17 protein-coding genes are annotated in these 22,989 nt (G+C 40.5%); 2 read left to right on the forward strand and 15 right to left on the reverse strand.

Annotation, left to right across the window (positions count from 1 at the left end; genetic code table 11):
- The first annotated feature begins 6 nt into the window (after nt 1-6).
- On the forward strand, nt 7-423 hold the full coding sequence (locus tag AC1TPC_RS20365) for a hypothetical protein (protein WP_482068633.1): 417 nt from the start codon (nt 7-9) through the stop codon (nt 421-423).
- 41 nt (nt 424-464) lie between these two features.
- Here AC1TPC_RS20365 and AC1TPC_RS20370 read toward each other — a convergent pair whose 3' ends face one another.
- The 13 genes from AC1TPC_RS20370 to AC1TPC_RS20430 all read right to left on the reverse strand — a co-directional run bounded on the left by AC1TPC_RS20370 (nt 465) and on the right by AC1TPC_RS20430 (nt 19,408).
- Nucleotides 465-7,190, reverse strand: a complete 6,726-nt coding sequence (locus AC1TPC_RS20370) for an Athe_2463 domain-containing protein (RefSeq protein WP_482068634.1) — start codon at nt 7,188-7,190, stop codon at nt 465-467.
- 77 nt (nt 7,191-7,267) lie between these two features.
- Nucleotides 7,268-8,251, reverse strand: a complete 984-nt coding sequence (locus AC1TPC_RS20375; protein ID WP_482068635.1) for an S-layer homology domain-containing protein — start codon at nt 8,249-8,251, stop codon at nt 7,268-7,270.
- Nucleotides 8,252-8,487: 236 nt separating this feature from the next.
- Nucleotides 8,488-9,219, reverse strand: a complete 732-nt coding sequence (locus tag AC1TPC_RS20380; protein ID WP_482068636.1) for an HD-GYP domain-containing protein — start codon at nt 9,217-9,219, stop codon at nt 8,488-8,490.
- Between the two features lie 36 nt (nt 9,220-9,255).
- Nucleotides 9,256-11,511, reverse strand: coding sequence for a hypothetical protein (locus AC1TPC_RS20385; protein ID WP_482068637.1), 2,256 nt, complete (start codon nt 11,509-11,511; stop codon nt 9,256-9,258).
- A gap of 16 nt (nt 11,512-11,527) precedes the next feature.
- Nucleotides 11,528-12,022, reverse strand: a complete 495-nt coding sequence (locus AC1TPC_RS20390) for a hypothetical protein (protein WP_482068638.1) — start codon at nt 12,020-12,022, stop codon at nt 11,528-11,530.
- A 5-nt stretch (nt 12,023-12,027) separates the two neighbouring features.
- Complete coding sequence (locus AC1TPC_RS20395; RefSeq protein ID WP_482068639.1) at nt 12,028-12,426, reverse strand: hypothetical protein; 399 nt, start codon at nt 12,424-12,426, stop codon at nt 12,028-12,030.
- Nucleotides 12,427-12,489: 63 nt separating this feature from the next.
- A complete protein-coding gene (locus AC1TPC_RS20400; protein ID WP_482068640.1) occupies nt 12,490-12,639 on the reverse strand; it encodes a hypothetical protein in 150 nt (49 codons plus the stop codon).
- A gap of 26 nt (nt 12,640-12,665) precedes the next feature.
- Complete coding sequence (locus tag AC1TPC_RS20405) at nt 12,666-13,556, reverse strand: hypothetical protein (protein ID WP_482068641.1); 891 nt, start codon at nt 13,554-13,556, stop codon at nt 12,666-12,668.
- 12 nt (nt 13,557-13,568) lie between these two features.
- A complete protein-coding gene (locus AC1TPC_RS20410; protein WP_482068642.1) occupies nt 13,569-14,558 on the reverse strand; it encodes a hypothetical protein in 990 nt (329 codons plus the stop codon).
- Nucleotides 14,555-16,213 carry an ATPase, T2SS/T4P/T4SS family gene (locus AC1TPC_RS20415; RefSeq protein WP_482068643.1) on the reverse strand — a complete coding sequence of 553 codons (1,659 nt, stop codon included), beginning with the start codon at nt 16,211-16,213 and terminating at the stop codon, nt 14,555-14,557. Before AC1TPC_RS20415 ends, AC1TPC_RS20410 begins: the two co-directional genes overlap by 4 nt.
- Nucleotides 16,214-16,216: 3 nt before the next feature.
- Nucleotides 16,217-17,377, reverse strand: coding sequence for a CpaE/TadZ family protein (locus tag AC1TPC_RS20420; RefSeq protein WP_482068644.1), 1,161 nt, complete (start codon nt 17,375-17,377; stop codon nt 16,217-16,219).
- A 13-nt stretch (nt 17,378-17,390) separates the two neighbouring features.
- Nucleotides 17,391-18,086, reverse strand: a complete 696-nt coding sequence (locus AC1TPC_RS20425; protein WP_482068645.1) for an SAF domain-containing protein — start codon at nt 18,084-18,086, stop codon at nt 17,391-17,393.
- Nucleotides 18,087-18,100: 14 nt separating this feature from the next.
- Nucleotides 18,101-19,408, reverse strand: coding sequence for a hypothetical protein (locus AC1TPC_RS20430; RefSeq protein WP_482068646.1), 1,308 nt, complete (start codon nt 19,406-19,408; stop codon nt 18,101-18,103).
- A 337-nt stretch (nt 19,409-19,745) separates the two neighbouring features.
- Between AC1TPC_RS20430 and AC1TPC_RS20435 the strand changes: the two genes are divergently transcribed.
- The gene (locus tag AC1TPC_RS20435; protein WP_482068647.1) at nt 19,746-20,069 is read left to right on the forward strand and encodes a helix-turn-helix transcriptional regulator; all 324 of its coding nucleotides are present in this window, start codon (nt 19,746-19,748) and stop codon (nt 20,067-20,069) included.
- Between the two features lie 26 nt (nt 20,070-20,095).
- Here the strand turns inward: AC1TPC_RS20435 and AC1TPC_RS20440 are convergent, their stop codons facing one another.
- Both AC1TPC_RS20440 and AC1TPC_RS20445 read right to left on the reverse strand, forming a co-directional pair.
- Nucleotides 20,096-21,127 (reverse strand): M23 family metallopeptidase, encoded by a 1,032-nt coding sequence (locus tag AC1TPC_RS20440; protein WP_482068648.1) that lies wholly within the window; start codon nt 21,125-21,127, stop codon nt 20,096-20,098.
- Nucleotides 21,127-22,989 carry a VirB4 family type IV secretion system protein gene (locus AC1TPC_RS20445; protein ID WP_482068649.1) on the reverse strand — a complete coding sequence of 621 codons (1,863 nt, stop codon included), beginning with the start codon at nt 22,987-22,989 and terminating at the stop codon, nt 21,127-21,129. The genes AC1TPC_RS20440 and AC1TPC_RS20445 overlap by 1 nt, the downstream gene beginning before the upstream one ends.

Here is a 22,989-nt window from a genome sequence, read left to right on the forward strand (position 1 = left end):
CCGCCGGTGACGGAAGCCAGCTCCGGGGCAAAGCTGCAACTCGTGATCCTGGTTGTTCTTCCCGAAGCACGTTTCGCTGCGATCGATTCGCCGGGAGCGATAGCGTCCGGCTGCGCGGTCAAGCTGCAGCTCGTGATTCTGGTTATTCTTCCGGAAGCTCGGTTCGCTGCGATCCGTTCGCCAGGAGCCACGACGGTCGGCTGCGCGGTGAAGCTGCAGCTCGTGATTCTGGTTATTCTTCCGGAAGCGCCGATTCGGCGCGCTCCGTTCGCCGTGAGCTACGGCGGCCAGCTGCGCGGTGAATCTGCAGCTCGTGATCCTGGTTATTCTTCCGGAAGCTGGGTTCGGCGTGCTCCGTTCGCCGACGACGGTGGCGGCGAGCTGCGTTTCACGAAAAATAAAAAGTATTTCAATGAATTTTAAAATGAAAAGAGAGGAAGCGTATGCATCCTCTCTCTTCTGCTTTATTGAGTATTTGTTTCCTGCCTATGAATGTCGAGATAGCTCCTGGTATCTCCTTTAATCTTAACAACGACATCAACAGATTCCTTATGTCCATTTGACCACGTGCCATTAAATGTAAAGGTGTACTTTCCATCCTTAAGCTTTTCGTTATACGTTTTATCAACCATTTTTCCAAACCAATTAATCTTGGTTTTTGAAGTGAGTAAAACACCAAAATCAAATGGCTCTCTCACAACGAGTACTTCGGTTGCTTTGGTGCTCGATGCGCCGGTATTAGTGGTATTAGACTCTAATACGAATGCTTCGCCTGCTACAAACATATCGGGCGTTCGTGGCGAGTTTACATCACCGCTTACACTCTTATTATAAGCCAATCTCAGTTCCTCATATCGCTCCGTATGCTTCACATAGCCTTGAATCGTGAGATCCAATACCTTAATGGTAGCAATCGCATCTTCCTCTGCTTTCAGACCATGTATGTCTTCAACGCTCAGAACCACTTTATAATCGCCCGGATGATTATCAGTAACTTCATGGGGCAGAACAACATCTTTAGTCGTAAAAGTCTTATTGTAGTAGCCGTTTGGTCCAGTAACAGTCCACGTATATTTCATTTGATCGCCGTCTGGATCGACTGAAAGATTAGTGAGCGTGATTACATCACCCTCATATGGTGGTTTTGGCGACCAATCGAAACCCGCAACCGGTGGACGATTCGTGTTGAAATAGATATATGCATAATGTCCTTCATTGCCGGCAACGTCATAATCAACTACCGTTAAACGGTATTCTTGCCCTGGTAGTAATCCAGCAACTGTGTATGACTGTCTACCCAATCCGAGCGGTATGCTGTACTCTGTACTGCCATCAGCATTCAAATCAATGTTAGTGACCGAACCATCGGCATTTACCTTCTGCAAATAGAAGATCCGGTTCGCATGTCCTGATGATGGAGCTGCATCACTGAAAGCACTAAAATTAACTGTTACGGACGTTGGCTCGATTACGAGTTGTTCATTGACATCCGCTGGCTTTACTGTGTCTACAAAGAAGAATCCATTACTTGAATATGGCCCCCATAAGTAGCTATCGTTTGCTCTTGCTTTCCAGTAGTGTAAACCCTCTGCTAGAGCCGAAGGCGTATAGTTAGTGGCTGCTGTGGATAATTCAGTATCCGCTACTTTTATACCATCATCTGCCCGGAATACTTCATAATCGATGGCCGAAATCGGATGATTTTCGGGATCTACAGTGAAAACACGAAGCTGCGGACGATTAGAATTAGTATAAATGGGATTGTTTCCATCCAAGCCATTGTAGGAAAGCAAATAGGTTTGCGGTGGAGCATCCAACACAAAATATCTGCTATTACTTAAATTTGACCAAACTCCTGCTGAATAGACTTGACCTTGTACCTTTACGACACGACCTTTTTCAATTGTGCCCTCGATCATCGGATACGTAAGTGCATTTCCTTCAAGTTCAATGTACAAAGCCGTATCATTATTATCCACATACGAAATCATTAACCGGTATTGCTCCTGCGGATCATTCTCTGCATCATAGTATGTCCACCTGATTGTAGGTTCCTTTATGAGTACGGTAGGTGTGACGGCTGTAATGCCTGCTGGAACAGTAATGGTCATAACAGGCTTCGTTTGATTGATAGGCGGTATCCCGTCCTTATAAACAACAGTTTGTGTCCAAAATGACCACGCACCATGAATATCACGGACTTGCTCTTGTACTATCAGCTCCACACCCGGTCGATTATAATACTCTCGTTTCCCTGTCGTCCATGTGCTTTCATCAGCCCATCGTGTCCGGAAAAGCTTCTCTGATAACACATGTGCAATGTCGGGATCATAAGACGTATCAAACGTCTCATAATCTAGTGATGCACCTTCAGCGAATACACTTCCCGTAAAGCGGACGTCTGGCTGTGCTACGGGTCTTCGGTGGACATAGAGAATTTTCTTAACTGGCTCGGACCATTTTCGATAAGCAGCAAGGCCCGGATTATCTTGACCTCGGAAGGTAATCTCATACAAGCCTGCTCGGTCCAAAGCATTTATGGTACTTGAATATTTCTTTCCATTGTGAATACTTAGTCCTTCTGGGTTTTCAAAATAATTTGGATTATGAGCATAACTCCATTCCTCCGCTCCCATCGGATCACTTTCATTATCTTGAAATAGTTTTTCGTAAGAAATAGGATCGTTCACCAGCACCGATTCATAGGTATTTTCCGGATAACTGTTACCGTAGTTCGTCCGCTTCACCAAACTGAAAGCGGCCATTTGCTGTCCAAGTGACAATAGCCCTGCTGATCCAGTTGCATACGTACCGTCCGAGACTTCGATTAGCTTTACGTTATTGACGATTATACGAATCACGCTGCCTATCGCTTCGATTTTAAATGATGTTGGTATGCCAACAGGACGGGCTAAATAGGATCTTGCTAGTTCCGTTTTTGTGCCATTTACAACTCGATAGAGAATTAGCGTATCCTGCGTCCACTCTATTGCGTACAAATTCTTTTCGTCTTGAATTCTAATGGCAGCACCAATGACCTTATTATTGGTCATGCTGTTAACTGCTACGTTAAATTCAAGCACTTGATTTCGCATCACACTTGCCGGATCATAAAGAAGACCGCCCCAAGTTTCGCTATCTACTTCAACGGTATTGTCATCAAGCAATCGTGGTAAATCTCCTGTAGATTCTCCAACAAATGGGATGACCATGTTTCTATATTGCCCACCCATAACAGAGTCCAACTGATAAAAATCATTGGTATTCATAAATATTGAACCGTCAGGTGCTACTTTGGTTGAATCAACAAATTCCACTCCCAAAAATTGACTTTTCGCGCCATTGTAACCCGTAATCCATTGGGTTTGGACACCATCTAAATGAATATCACTCTGATTAGGCGCAAAAACGCTCAAATACTTCTGATAGCTCTCTTCCCTCGCCATAGCTTGTAACCCAGGTTTAGCTGGTGTATATTTGTACATCCATCTTGTTCCCCCACCTAATGTATAAAAATCTCCTGATGGCTGCGCAACTATTGGATTAAAAGCTACTACTTGAGCTTCAATTGAATAGAATCCTGAACTGTAGTAATAGCTAGGTTCACTAGAGCTGTAGTTAGGTTGGGTATTGTGTGGCGCAAGCATAGAATTAACAGAATTAAAAACGTTTAAAGGATGATTTTTATTCAAACTTCCCCAAGGAGTTATAATATGTCCATTATACAATTGTACATAGCCGTCCTTATTCACAGCAGGAAGATTAAACATAAAATTTGGATATACAATATCAGCAATTGATGTACTCTGATTTTCAATATGCGCGAAAGTGTTGGAATCAGCATTATAAATCATGACACCAACATCTCGGGATCTGCCATAATTACCAGATACATATCTAGTGGCTGTTACATAAGCTGTTGTTTTATCCAGTGAAGTGACTACGCCCGAAAAAACACCTAGATAGAATCCAGTACCATTGATATTCACGCCATCCGGATTAAAAACCTTGTATATACCTGTCCAATCTTTTTCGTTTTGAAACATACCATGATAGTAGTACGTGACATGCAAATTTCCTTTTTTGTCGATCGCCATTGGTTGTGATACAAAATGTGTGGCATAATCATCATTTTGATCTAGCAGGACTGTCCAAAGAGCTGTCTTTTGATGCAACGCATACTTCGTTACATACAATTTTTTTCTTATTGACCATGTTGACTCACCATTATTAAACAAAGAAGTGACATATGCATAGTTCTTATCATCCGTGAAAACGACTTTTTGAATATCGTAACTTTGATCCGTACTCCCCCATCCTAGAGGGATCGGAGTTATATTGGGATAGTCCTGCAAAAGCTGGCCAGTTACAACATTGTATAAGCGTAATCCACCTCCACTTAAATTCGCCTTACTGCCAATACTAAAATATGCGGTATTAATGTCTCCTGTATTAATATTTAAGATACTTCCGTTTCCAAAAGTAGAGCCATGATGCGTATAGTCACCTTCAATGGCACCTGTTCTAGCATCCCGAATCAAGAACCTCCAATTTACATTATTACTTCCCCAACTATATTCGTAAAAATAACCCGTTTCAGCAGTGACACGTGTTTTATATCCTGCATAGATGTTCTCAACTTTTCCTTCCCACGCAGGCAATCTTTTAAGGTTTTTTGCTAAATTGTAATTGCCATTAAAATCAGCCCAAACAGCATTTCTTGTCGTTAGGTTGCTACCGGATACCTTCCAGCCGGATTTACCTTCATTTCCGCCTACATATGGTTTTTTCAATGTCCATGAGCGCAAGATCGATTCAGGCGTATAGTTTGTGATTGGTGGACCGCTATTCTCGCCTTGGTCTGGCTGCTGAATTGTACCGAACACATCAAAATTGGTTACAGGTGCGAAGTTAATGATATTGATTTCAGCCAAATCCGAAACAGCAGATAATCCAAAATTCTCTTTTGCTACTGCTCGATATTGGCGCTTTCCTACACTTGTATATTTAACGGTATGCGTATTTTTGTTCAATCCTTCATAAAGGACTTGCCATGCTTCTTCTTCAAAGTCGCCGTCTCCATCGTCATCATATCGCTCCTCGATTTTCAACTGAGTAATATCGTCTCCATCTGGACTTGAAGCGTCGATGTATAGCATAACTTCGTTATTCCGTATGCCCTCTTCTGGAGCTGTTATATCTACAGTTGGCGGTTCATCGGGAACAATTTCAAGTGGATGAATGGCCCATTCACTCATTCGGCCAAAGGAATCATAAACCTTTCCTTCTAAAAAAAATTCTCCCAATTCCGTTGGAGCTGTATTCGGCCAGCCGCTCATGTAAGCTGTACCATCATTCTTTTTATAACGTTTCTCAGAACGGCTCCAATCGATAGTAACCCCTTTACTTGCAAGCGGCGTATAGGAATTGTCCAAATGGTGTAATGATGGGAATGGACGTCCTTGTATCCATCTAGTTACGCCAGAAATAATCGCAGTTGGCTTCGGATCATTTACAGACAGATAAGTCGTTTTCGTTTCTGAAAAACCATGTACGTCCGTGGCCGTTAACGTAGCGCTATAAATACCGGGTTCGTTAAACGTTATAGGACCATGCTCAAAATCTTCCGCATCCGGAATCAACGGCGCTAAATTTGAAGAAAACGACCATGTATAACTAACCCAATTGATTGTACTATTTTCAAGCTTTGATTGTTCACCCGTAAAGATGGCGATTGGATCGAAATTAATATCGACCTTTATTGGTCTACTAGGTGTTGGTGTCGGTGTGACCTCGGGGCCAGAACTTGGCGTTGGAGTCACACTTGGTTTTGGTGTTGCAGGAGTGCTTGCGACAGTAACCTTCAATTGCGCCCATTCTGATACTTTGTTCTTGCTGTTAGTAACGCGCAACTCAACGAGGTATTCTCCTAAAGCGGCAAAGTCCTTTGTTACAGGTTTCTTTTTAAAGATACTTCCGTTTGGTGCTTTGTATTTCCACTCATAAAGTGTAATAGCTTCATTACCGGGCGAATAAGACAGTTTATCGTTCAGCTTCGGATCGACAGTTGGTTTGATTGTAATTTCTGGTTCGGTCCGATGATCGCCTTCAAGGTGACTTATAACGGCGATTGGCGTTGTTGGTTCATTTTTCTTGTTAAAAGCAATTTTAAAATCTTTTGTGTTGTTCGTCTCATTAGATTCAGCAACGGCTTCACCAAAATCCGCTTTAGCGGTGAAGCTCTTAATTCCGCTTGTGGTTGAGGAAACATTCACGGTAACTGTTTTGATCTGACCGGGAGGAACATTCGATATGACTTCTGATTTAAAATTCGTTCCCACGATGCCTACTGTGAAAGGTCCACTACCTTCATCGCCTTTATTTTCTGTTGTTATTTTAACAGGTACAGTATCACCTACCCACGCATCTGCCGGATTAATTACAGTTTTAATCAGAAGGTCTGGCTGTGTTTTTATAATTAAAGGGTCCAATGGAGGAATCTCAAACATCTCATACCACCAAGATCCGTCCGGCTGCCAGATATTCCACATTTGAACCACGCCGGGACTAAACTTTGTAGGCACTTGTTGAAAGATAACATAAGGTTTTAGTGAATCTCCTGTCCAGCCTTTTCCTGTCCGGTTATTGTAGCTTTGGATGAAAGTCGCTGATTCATGATAGGGATCGATCATTTTCTCTAACCATATTTTCGCTTCTGGGTTTTCAGTTATGTTTGGCGTTTCATATATTTGTTTATGAAAACCCACTGGATGATCCCACGGACTTATCACCCAGTTCTTAGCTACATGTTTAGTCGCTCTTGAATCACTGCGAAACTTCCAATTACGATAGACAACGCCATTAAGATCGTATCCAAGGTATCTCCACTGCCCTTGGTCAAATTGATTTCCGGGGACATTGGCAGGAGTTCCATAAACGACAGCATTTTTCCCAAGACCACATTGATTAGAAAGATAATTGCCATTTAGTTTGAGCGTTCCTTTTCCGGTAGTGATAGAAGTAGGAATATCGTTCTGATCAATAAGCTTTTGTGCATTCGCATCATATGTTGCAGGTAATGGACAATCTGCTGCTCCTGCTGCGTTTAAAAAATTATAAGAAATAGATGAATTTATTATTAGAACAATAAGTAGAGAAATAAATAAACTCTTCTTAAGTGATATATGCACTTCCTCACTCTCCATTTTTCTTAGTAACCGCTACTTTTAGAGTAACAAGATATAGATCAGTGTTCTTGAGGTATGAATTACTCTCCAATGCGAATCACAACTCTTTTACCAAAAGAGGCTTTTCCTACCTCAAACACACGCCCGTCATACTTTAAACTAATAACAGCGTTGGCGTCTGAATTAGATGCGTTATTAACTTTCACATAAGTTTCATAAGCTTTTTCAAATGATTTCGGAAAGTAATTTTTCAGTAAATCTTTTACAATCAATTGGTTATCTCTAGTAGGATCAGCAATGTTTATTACAGTCATTTTTATGCCTGTTTTATATTCAACAACAAGAGTATTATCCATGAAGTCATCTGAGCCTTTGGTGTTAATTAAAACAATTCCATTAGAACCAAGTGTTATTGTACCCTTAAAAGAGGGAAGAGATTGAATTAATGTATTCATCTCTTCTTTGGTCTTGGGATAAGAGATTGGTTTTGAAGGGTTTTTAGCCGTCAGTGTGCTTGTAATCATAACTACAGACTCCGCACGTGTTGCATTTTTATCGCCTCCCATTGTTCCATCTGGATAGCCCTTCATAATTTCTAGCTTTTTAGCGACTGCCAAATAACCCGATTTGACTCCCTCTGCATCCTTACCAAGCGCGCGTATCGTCATGCGGGCAATCTCTTCACGCGTAATCGGCAAATTAGGCTCAAATGTATTTTCCTTATAGTCACCAACTTTAATAATGGATTGTTTTAAGCCGGTAGCAATGAAGGATCGGAACCAACCGGCATCATCTACAAATGGAGTATCTGAATCTGCGACCTTGATTTTCATAGCTACAACGAGCGATTTTAAGAATTCAGCTCGCGTCATATTTGCATTTGGTCTAAACGTATCAGCATCATAGCCATTAATCCACTTTTGATCGACTGCAGCCAAAATTTCGTTTTTAGCCCAATGAGTTTTGGTGTCTGTAAAGGTCGCAGCCGCATCTGCTACTTGTGCTGAAGCCAAAACGGTAACTACGATCATTGCTGCAATGAAACTACGGAAATTTTTCTTCATGAATAATCACTCCTAATAAATTTTGTTGTAGCGGCCAGATAGGCTTCCGCCCTGGCGATGCGTAACCATGGGTTCAGTAGAGGCTCCGACTAAAAGGAAACTGGAATACCGGAGCCAAAGGCGAGGATATGCCGGGAAAACTTTTAGGTGGAGGGCGACCCATGGTACGCTTGTGACAGGCGGAAAAGCCATCAAGAAGGCCGCCCTCTTCGAGAAACCATACTAGCTATCGAGCATCAAGATTTAACCAACGAATCAGTAGAGATAGTATCAAGATATTTCTCGAAAGAAAAAATGTTTTCTAGCATTACATTACTTACTTCATTTAATTGATTTATCGTTTTGACATCATTAAACATCTTAAAGAATTGTTTCAGCACATATGGATCAAATAGAGTTTTGGATTCCTTTAGAATTCGAAATGCTTCTTCATGGGACCTTCCAGGTTGATATCCCCTATCTTGCTCTGTGATAGCACAATAAACGTCCACGACTGCCGCAATCTTACCTTCTATCGGAATACATTCCCCTTTTACTCCTTCTGGGTAGCCCGATCCGTCATGACGTTCATGATGATATTTAGCAATATTAATGATAATCTCCGGCATTTTTAATCGAACCAGTGTGTTGACTGAATCTGCTACATGTTCTTTTACTTGATCTCGTTTTTTACCAACGAGATTCTTACCATTTAAAATGAAATCAGGAAAAGCAATTTTCCCGATATCATGTACTAAACCCCCAAGGAAATATTCCATAGCTCGACTACTATCCAAACTCTTTGCCACAAGGTATGCGTAAATTCCCACCTTCAATGAATGATTTAACGTTTTTGGATCACGAAGGCGCAGCGCCTCAAACAAGCATTGCGATGCAAAAATATGAAATATGTTGGTCTTGCAAGAAAATAGATACTGATTAACATCCCAAAGAATAAGATCAATGGCCCGATTTACTGGATTAATCATATGTTTTCCTCCAAACGGGCCATCGATGTTAAGCCCTTATTCTGCTGAGTAAGTTTTACCTACTCGAACACTTTCTCTTTTTCCTGAATTGGTGACCGTTACGAATATATTTCCTTTTGCTAGACCAAGCTGCGCAATTGAAATGGTCGTCATATTAGCACCGCCAGCAACAGTTGATGTAGCAAGTACAGTTGAGGTTAATTTTGTCCGGTAAATTTTAATAACGTCACCTGGTTTTAGTCCTGTAACAGTTATCGTGTCGTTTGTACCGACTTTGTTATTTTTGATAGTAATTGATTTAATACTTAAAGCTGTAGTTGGAGCTTCAGCATTGAAACTCTTTACTGTCCGAGCACTTTCTAAACTACCCGGCGTAGTAACTGTGATATAGATAGTACCTGCTGCAGTTCCCATTTGGGGTACTGAAACAAATCCGTATACTTTGGCTGTAGCCATTGGTTCAAACTTCGTAGCAGTTCCTCCGGCCTCGAGCATAGGATTTGTAAATGAAAAAGTTCCTGAAGCGCCATTTGTAACAGCAAATTCGATAAAGGCCGTTGATGCATGGGTTGTAAAGGATCCACTTTGAGCATTTGATGCATTAACATTTGTAGTAAGGACAGCGCCTGCGGAAGATATTGAGCTAATGGTGATTTGTCCATCATGTTGTGCACTAAAAGAATAGATTGTTGATGGTAATGCTTTTACTCGTACATAACTTCTTTGATTAGCTGCCGAAGCGGTAAGCTTTAGCTTATATGCACTTAAAACTTTAGTATTCAAATGCAGAGAGGTCCATTGTGTAACGGGTGGAAGCATATTCTTGGTAACTGCTGCTTCTTGTTCTTCAAAATCCGTAACAGCTGCACCTAGCTCTACTTGTGCATTTGCCCAGTTAAATGTTCCTGCTGAAGTTGAAGTGAATTCAACGCGGATATAAGCGGCATTGCTCTCAGTAACAAAGGTTGCTGTAGGATTTGCTATGGTTGTTGTTAGCTTGGTCCCTATCGTGGCTTTTGCTGCGTCTAACGTCTTCACATTGACCGTAGCGCCATTCGTATTTAAAACTTGGAATGCGTAGTTTTGAGACCCTAGAACGGGAACATCATAGGATGATAGCTGTCCGCCAGCCGTTGCTACAAGGCGCAATCCATAATTACTTGTTGCTGAAGCATTTGCATGTAAATTCCATTTAGCAACTGGAGGTAATAGATTTTTATTGGCTGTCCCAATGGCCATTGGCGTGGTTGTTGTTTTATTTGCATATACCCGAATGATATCCGTTGGATTAAGATTAGCAACAGTAACGCTATCCGCTGCACCCGTATTATTAACGATCTTAATATTATTCAAAGGTACCGTGCTTGCAGCTTCAGGACTGAATGCCTTAGCAACACGAACACTTTCAGCCATCGTTCCTCTAGTCAACGTGATATAAACTTGACCTTCATTTTTACCTAGCTGGCTGACCGATAATGATTCTGAGGTAGATGTAGCTGTTTTTGTCGCAATAGGTACAGCATCACGGTTTGTTGAATAAACCTTAATAACGTCTCCCACTTGTACATTTCTAACTACAACTGCATCTGCTGTACCGGTAGTGAAATTGTTAATGACGATATCTGCGGTAATAGGAGCCGGCGTTGCTGTCTCTCCTCGAAACGATTTACCGATTCTGCTGCTTTCTTGTGCCGCACCTGTTGCTCGAGTAATATAAAGCGTTCCATTTTTAGCACCGATTTGTGCAATAGAAATGGACACGCTAGACTGTCCGCCTGCTACTGTTCCCGTACCAATAACTGTAGGATCGATCGGAGAATTATAAACCCGGATAACATCACCTACTGCTAGATTAACGATATCAATAATGTCCGCTGTACCCGTCGGGTTATTAGTGATAGCAATCTGCCCTGCGTCTAAAAAGGCAGAGGCTGCTTCGGCTGCATAGCTTTTCGGTGTCCGATTGCTCTGGCTGTTGGTACCCGATGTGACAGAAACATAAATTGTGCCAGCTGCAGTACCAATCTGTGGAATACTAACGACTACAGTCGATGTACCTACAGCTACTGTTCCTGTACCAATTGTTGCTGTCGTCGACGGATTTGCGTAGATCTTAACAACGTCTCCTTCATAGAGATCCGAAACGGTTACGGTGTCTGGTGTACCCGTTAGATTATTAATGACTTTAATAGCTGATGAAGACGGCGGAGTAGATTGCGCCGCATAAGCCATTTGTGGGACGATTAAGGCTAAAGCCATGGATATGGCTATGATGAATTTGTACTTTCTCACTTTAGGTTTTCACTCCTTATTGGGGCAACGGATATAGTTCAATGACATTTTTGTAAATGTAGCCATCATATGAATATTTACTAGATCTTGGGCTCTTTACCCGTATCTCATAAATAACAGCTGGTCCAAGAAGTGTTTTATAGATGCCATACTGATCATTCACATAGTTATAGGGGAATGTCACGCCACTCGAATCATCCACGTAATCCTCAAATAAAATTTCAATTGGGTCATCGAGCAACGTATTAGGTAAAGGCATCATGTTCTCTTTTAATCGAAGATTCCTTTGCAGCGTCTCTTCAAAAACACTCCTGGCTTGATCTTGGTTAAAAACAATATATCCATCGGTTTTTTGAATGGGGTCAATCTGTAAGGCCGCATCATGAGCTGCGTAATGAAGACTGTAAGTCATTGCATTAATTACTGAAGTATTTGTTGCACGATCGGCATTGAAAGACGCCATTAACAAGAAAATTAAACTGAGAGCAGATATCAGTAACGCTCGGCCCATATTCTCTACCTCTCCATATATTCACTCATCATCGTTGCATGACGAGACAGGAATTTAGGTGCATTACTTGATCCAGCTAAGTTTTGAAAGATCCAGAGTGGTGTTGCCTTCACTTTCAATGTTCCTTCAATGTATTCGCCGCGTGGCATGGGAACGGTCGTACCGGTAAATGTTACTGAACTCTCCGGTATAAAAAATTTCGTTCGTAACGTATCTTTCATTTCTTGAATAATTTCGGGTGTGAAGTACCCGTTATCAAGTGAAGCAGCTTTTGCAATACCTTGATTTAACACAATTTCGACAGCGTTACTTCTAACATTAAATACTTCATGCAACACGGGTTGAAAGAGGTATAAGATGAGAAAATAAACGGTTAAAATCTCGGCCAATGCTTTAGTAAACAAGTCAATTTGGCCTCCTTTCCTAGGGGAGACAGATCATCTCCCCTGAAAACGAATGGTTTCATATTAAGAAGGTAATTGGATGTTATTGAACGTGTCAGAAAGATCGCCGCTAAGTGCTGAAATAAGTGCCCAAATTAATAAAAACACGACAATTCCAATGGAAAGAACTACCCCAAGAATTTCAAAGATCTCACCTAATGATTTACCGAACATTGAACATACACTCCTTTAGTTTTGAATTACTTTAAGTTGGTTAAGTTATTACCCATAGAACTAACCATTTGCATAACAACAAACATGAGGTTCATGATATAGATGAACAGCGGTAACCATACGATCGGATTTACGATATTTGTTAATGTGGTCCTCCTTTTTTGTCTATTTGCTCTAAGGGTGGCTGTATAAGTTTCTTCACGATTTGCAATGAGCTCATGAACATTTTGCTGGCCTGCATTCTGCATGCTTGCAATAATCTTACATACCTCTTTTGCTTCATCAGTCCCTATATCGTCACCTATTATGTTCATCACCGCGTCAATTCCAGAATTGGTGTTACGAAGACCTTTATTAATGGATCCTCGAATGCGCGGTGTGTACAATCTCAATTTACGAATCAGATCCAAGATATTAATGACCTGATTGCCAGAATCTTTAAGCTCATCGGTAATCATGGAATAGATCATGAAGAGCTCTTGATTTTTCAGATAGTCATTACGATTCTGATACATTCGAAAAACAGTTTTCATGGTTTTTCGTTTAGGACTCGTGATAAGCGATAAAAACAGCATTGGACTTGCTAGAAACAAAACTTTGAAAACGGGAGGCGTTTCTGGTTTAAAAAAAGCGCTATAGATTCCAAAACCCAGAAGGAATAAAGCAATAAGGAAGCGCCATATTTGAAAACGTTTGGCGTTTATCTTTAATGGATAGCCGGCATCAGAAAACTCTTTTTCTAGTTCTGGCGATATAAGTAGATCTTTCATTTTCAAATTCTGGTATTTTATTCGCTGCAAAATGCTCTCTTTCTCCGGAAGTTTTGCATTTAGTATGTTCCCAAGCAGCTTGGCAGCGAATAGATAGTTAATGATAATAACGGAGTAAAACACATAAGTTGCAATGGTAAATCCCAATTAATGCCCCTCCTAATAATCATTTGGTTGGCGTAAAAACCAGGATGCGACAACACGGGCCATCCCTATAGCTAAAACGGATAAGAGAAATCCTGCTCGACCTTGATCGGTCTGAAATTGAAAGTGAATTATGCTCTCATCTGTAATATCCAAAAATAGAGCAAGAATAAGAAATGTGCCTGGAAAAGCGATTAAATGAAACCAACTTAGGTTTTTCACATCCGATTTTTCGGCGGTTTCGTTTTTAATATCCAAAATATTTTGATGGATCTTAGCATCGATTCGCGTCAATGTATCGCCTACAAACTCCTTAGTTGTTAAGGCTTTGTACAAAGTGAATCCGAGTTCTCGAGCAAAGGAAGTATTAATGCTATATACAAAACTATCAATAACCACCATTAAATCGTCAGGATTAACGTAGTTTTGATCGATTCTAATGATTTCTTGTAAATGATTTTTAAAAGGAGAATCCGGATTTTCTTTTACTACTTCACGAAGAGTTAGCTTCATTTGAGGCTGCATGGAGCTATTGTACGTAGATGCTATTGCCCCCGTTAGCTCTGCGAGCTGGTACCCTCGTTCGATTCGCTTTACCCGAAGCTTTACACGGTGTCGCATGAAATTTCCATATACAAATAAAGTAGCTAGTGCGATACCAAAGAAATAAGATTGAGACAAACCACCGATAAAGATCGAAAGAATGCTAAACATAACGAGATGATAAATCATGAAATTTTGTACGGATAATGTCTTTTGATAATTTTTTTTGGTTACCATTAGCATGTTCTCTAAATCACGAAATGCAATTTCAATAAAACTCGCATCTTTTATAATGCCAAGATGTGCATTTTTACGTTCTATTGCATTTTTTTTCATTCGCTGCTCAACAGCAATTTTTTTACTCAAGCTATTTAATGTTCCTTTGAGAATAAGGTAGACAGCATATGACGTTATCACCGCAGATCCGAGATAAACGATACCTTTAAGAAGGATGAAAATCATCGTGTCACCTCTTCCTTCTTCAAAAGTAATTCGAGCGCAAAAGCCACACGCTCGGTAGCTTCCACCGTCAATGTTTGCTTTTGTACTAAAGCTTCAGTGGCTAAGGCTAGCCTATACTGAGGATCCGCTATGGCTGGATTAAAAATCACAACGCCTTCACCGTCTGGTATGGGTGATTTACTTTCAAGCATTTCTAGGGTTTTTATCAAAGTATTGAACCATTTTTTATTTTTATGTTTCATTTCTCTCTGCAGCTGCTTGCTAAGATCCGCTCGATATTCATACTCATTGGTTTCATCGTTCCTGCGCATAATTTGATGCGTGCTAATTTCTCCGTTTTCACGATTAAAGCGAAGCTCCTGCACACTCTCTACCCATTTAAAAGTTTTGGATTCGTCCATTTGCAGTAAGATGATAAGATCTAGATATTCAGCCACACGTTTCGCTTCAGCTTGGAGATCCCCTCCCCCATTGGAGCGACATATAAGTCGTGCCCATTGATCAGGTATCGTATCAGGCCTCCAAATATGAGTTGTAGTTAAAAAACCTTTCTGCAGCCTCTCGCACATAATCATGGCGCCTTCAGCTTCTACAATACGAACCTCTTGGATGACACCGTAATCTGCATCGGTGCGAAGAGCTTTTTCGAGTGCTTTTTCAAAACTAGAGCCATTCAAGATCATTTCAATAAATTTTTTATTTGGATTATCAATGCTAATTTGAATTTCATAGTCGTTCTCGATACTAATTCCGGTTAGATCATCGGCTCGCTCATGAATGATTGCACGTAATAATGTTGTTTTACCGGTTCCCATAGGTCCGGAAATCACTGCATTAGGTTGTGTTAGGCTAATCCCTTCAAAAATGGGCAATGCCTCTTTGGGAAAAAGATTGTCCTCGAACGAAAGTTTTTTTAAACTTACTTTATTTCTGAGCACACGCCTAAAAGTAATGACATTACGTTTTACTCGGGGTTCGATTAATATGGAAACCCTTTCCCCGGTAAAAAGATCCAGTTCAATTTCCGGTTGCTGCTCATTTATCTTCGCTCCTGATTTATGAGCTTCAAGCGTTCTAATAATTTTATTAACGACTTCATCGGAAGGGATCTCAAACTTCATACGTTCAAATCGACCGATATCCGGATTATGTATCCAAATTTTCTTACCTATCGATTGCATTGCATAACTGCCTGGCATCGTAATCCAATATGCTAGAGCATTCAATCCATAATTCTCATGAAAGATTGCATGAGCTAAATTACTGTATTTCCGCTGCTCGACATCTGCAAAATTTTGAATATCCTTGTAGTAGATCGGGATGTGAATGTCACGTATTTTCCGATTGGTTATAAAGGTTTCAATCTTTTCAAGCATTGCGGTTACAGAATCATGCTTTCCAATAAGGGCATATGACTCTAGATTGACCATATCATCCCCTTCTTTTGTCGCTGCAATGGAAATGAAAAGCGCTTTAAGTTCTTCCTTAAATTGAATACACACCTTCTCGAAAGAGGAGACGTTAGAAGGAGCAGCCACCTCTTCAGTGGCGATTGTGAAAGACAGCTTTTCTTCTCCGGTTCCTCGCTTATGAAGCCCTTGTTCTTTGCTGTATTGTTGTAGATTGAACCGGGCCACCCTTTTTTTTGATTCCACAATTTATCCTCCTCTCCGCGATAAATTGAACCATCCTTTTGTTTTCTTACTCGTCTCTTTAAGAGGAAACTGATAGAAATCAAGGAGTCCATTAACAACTCGATTAAGCTCATTGATGTATTTTTTTTCATTAAAGGCTAACAAGTCTTTCCGAAATTCAGTTCGATAAAAGGTATTATAATAAGGAATACTGGCCATACACGGCAATTTGTAAATTTCAGATAGTTGCTTAGTTGTTTCAACATCCGATGTCAGATAAATCATATTGCACACTAGCCAAATATTTTTAGCATGATCAATATCCATTCCGAGCTCTCGTTCAAGTACCTGTTCTTTATACCGAAACCATGACTCTTTAGCAGCTGTACGTTGATTAGTGAATAGCATCATTAGATCGCTTGATAAAATGCCTTGTACAGCTAGTGGCGTATCTAAATGATGACCAACATCAAGAATGATTAAATCAAAACGCTGTTTTGCCAGCTCTATTAAGTGAGCAATTCCTTCTGGCGTGTAGGTATAAATCTTTAACATGTCACGATTACCAGCTAGATAGAATAATCCTGGCCGCAGCTCATCCATTTTTTCTTCTAGATCAGCGGCCTGCATTTGTCGTCCATCAAGGACACCCCATATTTCATCTAAATATTTACCGTTATAGTTAAAGCAAGTCGTACCGGGATTAAAGCCGTTAAGTCCGATGATTGCTATCCGTATATCGCTTAATTCTGTAATTTGTTTCCCGAGCATTATAAGGGCCGTTGTCAGACCTGTATCATTGGTCGATCCCATAGCCGTTACTACTCGACTCGTTCCTTTAACATTCGTAAATAATTCTGAAGCTATAAAGTCAACAATCTGCTTCCCAGTCAGGTGTGGTGGAATGACCCTTGTATCATGGGCTTTTAGCGTGCTTTGGATGGCTTTTGCTTCACTGGCATCCTCGTAGAGCGATACGTGATAGAAAAGATCAGCTTTAGGGTTTTCTGAACGCAGCTGAATCATCGTCTTTATATCCACGTATTGATCAGAAACTACGATGATACATTCCTCTTCAACTTTAATCTTCTCTTCCAACACGAAGCGTTCCACACCCTCTACTTCATGCAGTTCTTGAAAGGCTTCGGTTACGCCTGACTGATCAAGTAGAATATATGCTTTCATTTAAAAACCTCCATTACCGATAAGTCACAAGGAATTTATATCCTTCGCTTCCATACTTAATAATGAGCTGCCGTTGATCTTCATTGACGACGATTTCTAAGTTTTTAACCGATCCGGAAGGTTTTTGACGTCCATCATCTTCAGTCGTTACCTCTTGGTTGTTACCAGCTTTAGAATAGCTAACGGGAATGTTGGTCAGCGCGTTTATATCTGCATCGGATACTACCGTAGGTTTTTCGATTTTTTGTTCATCTTCTTCAAGAGCATTCCGTGATGTTTCAGATTTAATTTTAGTCTTATCTAAAACTGGCATTAGGGATATGTGGTCCCCTCTAAGCAAGCTCCCCGGTACCATAAGAATCCATTCATTAGGAATCGGCATATTTGACTCACCATTTCCAGGAATGAGTTCATCTAGCCCTAACATATCCTCAATGATTTGTTCATTGGCATAGATTGTTCGAAGAGCTTCTTCGCCAATGATTAAGGTAGGATCTGTCATTCGTGTAGAGACAATTTGCTCAGCCTTAATGTTTACCACTTTCAAATCAGTCTTATTAATGATTTGTCCGCGTTTAATTTCTTTCGTCGCTTGAATAACCTGTACGGTTCCCCATGTTGGTTCGACCCACTTTGTCCAACCTATTAACAAAATCGGACCTGTTGCAACAATGAGTACAAACAACAGAATTCGCAGTATTTTTTTCAATATCAGCTACTCCTCTACCAAAATTTCCATGATCGTGTTTTCTTTTTAACAGGTAAGTATTCCCCCATAATTATGGATAACAAGTCTTCTAGATTAGGGTCATTCGTTTTCTTATCCGGCAAATACGGCGCTTGATATAGATTCAGCTTGTAATCTTCTTTCTCTTGTTTGGTGAAAATCTTATTAAGCTCATCAAAGCGATCATCACTTGCTAGACTGATTAAAACATGAAGCTTTTTTGAGATTTGTCGAGTCTGGAAGTGACTAATCGCAGCCGTGAGACGATCAAAATCCCAATCACTTGAACCAGCCGTTACGATCTGAATATTCGATCGTAAGAAATGGTCAATCCCTTCATGGAGCTTACTACCACTAACCAGTTGCCCTAGATCAATGACTGCATATTCATATTCCGAGATGATGCGATCAATCGAGATGTTTTTATCATTCGAGAAAAGATCGACTCCATCAATGTGATAACCACCTTCTGTATGTTTGGATTCTTGAAAATCCATAAATCGGAAGACGTTCGGACTGAGCAGATTATCATTCAACTCGATACAAACTGTTTTGTATCCCTTATTTGCAAGCAGTCGTGAACACTGTAGCGCAGCCCATGTTGAACCAGTCCTTCGATCTACGCCTCCTACAGCGATAATTGGTGTTCCGACCATTCGATCTTTATAAACCACAACTTCTTTTATCGTTGCTTTAGGCTCCGGTGGAAGATCAATGTTTGCAATGAAATCCACGATAGTTGGGTCGATTTTAGACTGTTCAGGCCGTTCCTTTTTTCCTTTCTCTATCTTTTCTTTGGTTGAGGGCGTTAAAGTTGAATTCTGTCCATCGTGAGCTACATCCCAGCGAGCGACATTACCATAACTAAACTCAGAAGCAATTTGCTGTTTAATAAGTATGGTCAAGTAGGATGGAATGTTAGGATTCTCTTCAAAGTACCCCCCATCATCCTCACTTTCTTCATCGCTTTCTTCTTCCTCGATCTCTGGAGCAATAATATCAACCATCTGCAGGGGTAAAATCGCTGTAATGGTAGGGTCGCCTGGTACACGCCCAGGAGCGATAAGGATGATTCGGGTAGAACGAGTCGAACGAAAAACTCTAAGGCCTTTAATAAGGCTCTGTGCATCCGTACAATCCAGATCAACAATGAAGTACTGTAGGTTAACAGCAGCTGCCGATTGACAATGTTGTAAAAAAGCCTCCGAGTTAAAACTACCTACTTTTTCAAACCATATCTCCTTATCAGTTAGTGCATCATATATATCCTTACTTCTCTCCCGACTTGTAAGTATTCCAAACAATATGTCATCCCTCCGATGGACAAAAAGTACCATAATACGACAGAACAATCCCATTAAAAAGCCAATGCCTCTATATCTTCACAAATGATAAATCATTTCTCATAGTACGTAAGTTTTAGGAGAAAAAGCCCATTAAATGTGATATAGTAGTCATTGGGATATATTTCTATTCCCATTTTAACTTATAAAAAGATATTTTACAATAAAAATCTTTTAAAAGATTGTAGTAATTTGGAACTAGACAAACCCCATTTAAAAACACTTAATTTAGTATGAAAGCGGTTTTTACCTGTGGTAATATAGAGTAATCATTTATTTGAAAATTGGGGTTGGCCAAATGTCATTAGGAAAAAAAATCCGTTCCCTTCGAAAAGAACGCGATTGGAGCTCTGAATATTTAGCAGTAATGGCTGGATTAAGACAATCTACCATATCAGATCTAGAAAATGATAAAAGAAGTCCTCAAATCGACACTATACAAAAGATTGCATCAGCGTTTAACATACCCCTTATCGATATTCTTCCTTATGAAATGACCTCCTCACAAATTAAATTAAATGAAGACGAACGAACGCTCGTTTCCTTGCTTGCGGATCTCACACCCGAGCAGCGTACAGCACTTCTAGAGTTAATACAGGCGTTTATAACCAAAAAAAAGTAGCAGCCACCTAATGGCATGCTACTTTTTTAATAGAATCGAAGGGGATTAACCGGTACGCCAGCATAATCAATTTGTAAATGTAAATGAGGACCTGTGGATCCACCAGTATTTCCAGAATAACCGATAAGATCTCCTTTATTTACTTTTTCCCCTTCACTTATAGCATATCCGCTTAAGTGTAAATATTTCGAAACCACATTACCGGAATGCTTAATTTGAATTGTTTCCCCTCCTGTACCAAGAAAGCCTGTCCTTAGAACAGTACCATCATCTATTGCATAAACTTTGGTCCCTATGACTGCAGCCAGATCGACACCTTTATGCCCGGTTCTGGCCCCTGTAATTGGATGGGTCCTCATCCCGAATGATGAAGTTACTCTTGTATTTGCTGAAGGTAATGGCCATCCATAGATACCTACTTTTACAACCAAATTACCACCAATATGAACACTGCTGCCGCCCGTATGATCTTCATCATCAAATTCACTCATAGAAAGTGTGAACCTATTATAATCTTTAATATCAGCTATTTGGCTAACTGAGATGGTGCCACTTTTAACAAGTAGTAGAAGAGCCTCATCAAATGTACGTGGGAAATAAACGGTTGTATAGCATGGTTCCGATCCAGATCCGCCACTTATTGGCGTTGGCTCTCGCCCATTTGGTGTTCGCTTAGGTTTTGGCGAAGGTTTTGGCGAAGGTGTCGTGCTTGGTGCGGGACAAGGCATAGTCTCCTCGCGCACAAAAGCCCATTTATAGCTATAAGCTCGATACTGGCTGGATAATGTAAAATCTTGCTTTAAAAGAACGGCGTCTATTGAAATGATTTGTTGCCACTCTACAGTCACACCTGTTTCAGTCTTTATTTGTTGAGCTGCTTTGACATAATAATCATATTGCGGATCAGAAGCCATAGGCAAATGTTTATATATTCCGCCTGGCGCTGCAAACAACATAATAAAAATGAAGACTAGACCTAATGGAATAAATATAATGATCTGTATTAACTTGTCTTTTGGTATTAAAGTGAGTACCGCTTTTGCAAGGGTGACCCACATTACCGACCTCCACCTTTACCGAACAATGCTAGCTCTTCATTTGAAACTTCGATTTTGGCATGGACCCTGCGGTTCCCCGCTATAAAGAGCGCTTCTCCCCGATTACCTGCCAAAAGCGTTTCGATCTCTTTTTCAGAGAGATGCATCAATTCAGTTAGTGATTTTATCTCTTGCTCACCTTGACCCATAATGATCTTGTAGACGGGATTATTCAATAATGATTGTCCGTATCTTCTAACAGCTGGATCCATAAAGTCATTCATATCATGAGTAATAACCATTAATCCACCTTCATACTTTCGAATACGCTTGGATGCATTTCTTGTGAATTTCAGGGTTTCAGGATTCTCCGGATCAACATTTAGATAAAACTCATCGCCTGCTAAAATAACGCGTTTCGTTCGATCCTGTGCAATCTTATTCCAACTCCAACCTAGTACGTTGAAATATTGTGCTTGTTGTATCTCTTTTGCAGATTCAAGCAAGTTATGTGTATCCAAACAGATAAAGTCTGAGTTCGCTGATATGGTAGTGGCGCCATTCCATAAACCACTATCTGCTCCAACAGCAGCTGGACGAATAAGCATCATTAGCTCTTCCCAAACAGTCTTTGTTGATTCCTTTTTCGACATTTCTTCGAGCCAATAAAAGAGATCCTGCATGTAGGGATAATCTGTATTATTAATTTTGTTGGGGTCTGAATTCCAAAAAATTTCTTTTTTCTTGAATATTTCTTCTAGCGCAACCTCTAAGTACGACATTTTCATTCGAGTTAGATCTTTACCACAATAGAGTTTAAAAAATGTGCGCATGATTTGGAAATGGAGAGCGAGTGGTCCTTGAGAAGTTATCTCTTCCGAGAACATACGCTCATCTGGATCGTCCTCCTCATCATCCAAAGGAACATTTCTTATTTGTAGGGGATTAATTCTGCCTTTGTCCCCGCCGGCACCGCAGTTTATCCAGTCTCCCTCTAATCTTGCGCAAAGATCCTTATATTCCCGTTCCGGATCAATGATGATAATATCAGTGTCGTTCGCATTTTCAAACGCAAGAATCTTTTTAATAACGGTTGATTTGCCCACACCCGGCCGACCTAAGACCGTAACGTTTGTATTAGTTCTACTACCATCACGCTTCCAAAAATCAATGAGGAGGATTCCTCCGTTCTTATCCGAGCCAAGTAAAATACCATTGCCGTCATTAATCCCCGAATAAACAAATGGGTACATAGCTGCGATCGTTTCTACAGGCATATTACGGGCAGCTAGCTCACTGATTTCCGGTGCCAAAATCCGGTAAGGGCCAACTGATTTTAATCCTTCTTCTTGCCTAAACATTGGCGTTCTGCCGCGCATCCCAGCTGCAGCTAGATTGGACTCTAGTTTTTTGCAACGTTGCGTAAGCACATCCAAGTCGTAAGCAGTAACGAGGAAGATAACCGTTGCAAAGAATACGGCTTGTGATTCATTATAGATCTTTCGTGTAAGGTGTTTAGCAGCAGCTAATTGATCTTTTGCACGATCAATATTCACCTGATTTCCACCTTGAATAATTTTAGCTTCTAATTCACCAGATGATACTTTAATTTGATTAATCAGCTCAACCGGATCAGCTGGTGTAGCATGAATACTCGCCACCACACCTGGCAAGGTAGAAACTTTAGCTAGCCAAGCTGGACCAACACGGTCCGGAAAGTTTATTACGGCAATTACACGCTGATACATTTCACCATTTGTTATCGTTTTATTTTTAAAATCAATGGCTGAAGGACTTAAAATATCTAGTAGTCCAGTCGAGACCGGTGTAGTATTAACGGGTTTTTTCTTTACCTTTTTCACCTTTGGCTTCACTTCACTCAT

This window comes from Paenibacillus sp. Y280 (assembly GCF_056786335.1).

What these genes read in the sequence shown, in the direction of transcription:
- AC1TPC_RS20435 (WP_482068647.1), top strand. Translation starts at nt 19,746, where the DNA reads ATGTCATTAGGAAAAAAAATCCGTTCCCTTCGAAAAGAACGCGATTGG.
- AC1TPC_RS20380 (WP_482068636.1), bottom strand. Translation starts at nt 9,219, where the DNA reads ATGATTAATCCAGTAAATCGGGCCATTGATCTTATTCTTTGGGATGTT.
- AC1TPC_RS20390 (WP_482068638.1), bottom strand. Translation starts at nt 12,022, where the DNA reads ATGGGCCGAGCGTTACTGATATCTGCTCTCAGTTTAATTTTCTTGTTA.
- AC1TPC_RS20375 (WP_482068635.1), bottom strand. Translation starts at nt 8,251, where the DNA reads ATGAAGAAAAATTTCCGTAGTTTCATTGCAGCAATGATCGTAGTTACC.
- AC1TPC_RS20400 (WP_482068640.1), bottom strand. Translation starts at nt 12,639, where the DNA reads ATGTTCGGTAAATCATTAGGTGAGATCTTTGAAATTCTTGGGGTAGTT.
- AC1TPC_RS20420 (WP_482068644.1), bottom strand. Translation starts at nt 17,377, where the DNA reads ATGAAAGCATATATTCTACTTGATCAGTCAGGCGTAACCGAAGCCTTT.
- AC1TPC_RS20440 (WP_482068648.1), bottom strand. Translation starts at nt 21,127, where the DNA reads ATGTGGGTCACCCTTGCAAAAGCGGTACTCACTTTAATACCAAAAGAC.
- AC1TPC_RS20410 (WP_482068642.1), bottom strand. Translation starts at nt 14,558, where the DNA reads ATGATTTTCATCCTTCTTAAAGGTATCGTTTATCTCGGATCTGCGGTG.
- AC1TPC_RS20445 (WP_482068649.1), bottom strand. Translation starts at nt 22,989, where the DNA reads ATGAGTGAAGTGAAGCCAAAGGTGAAAAAGGTAAAGAAAAAACCCGTT.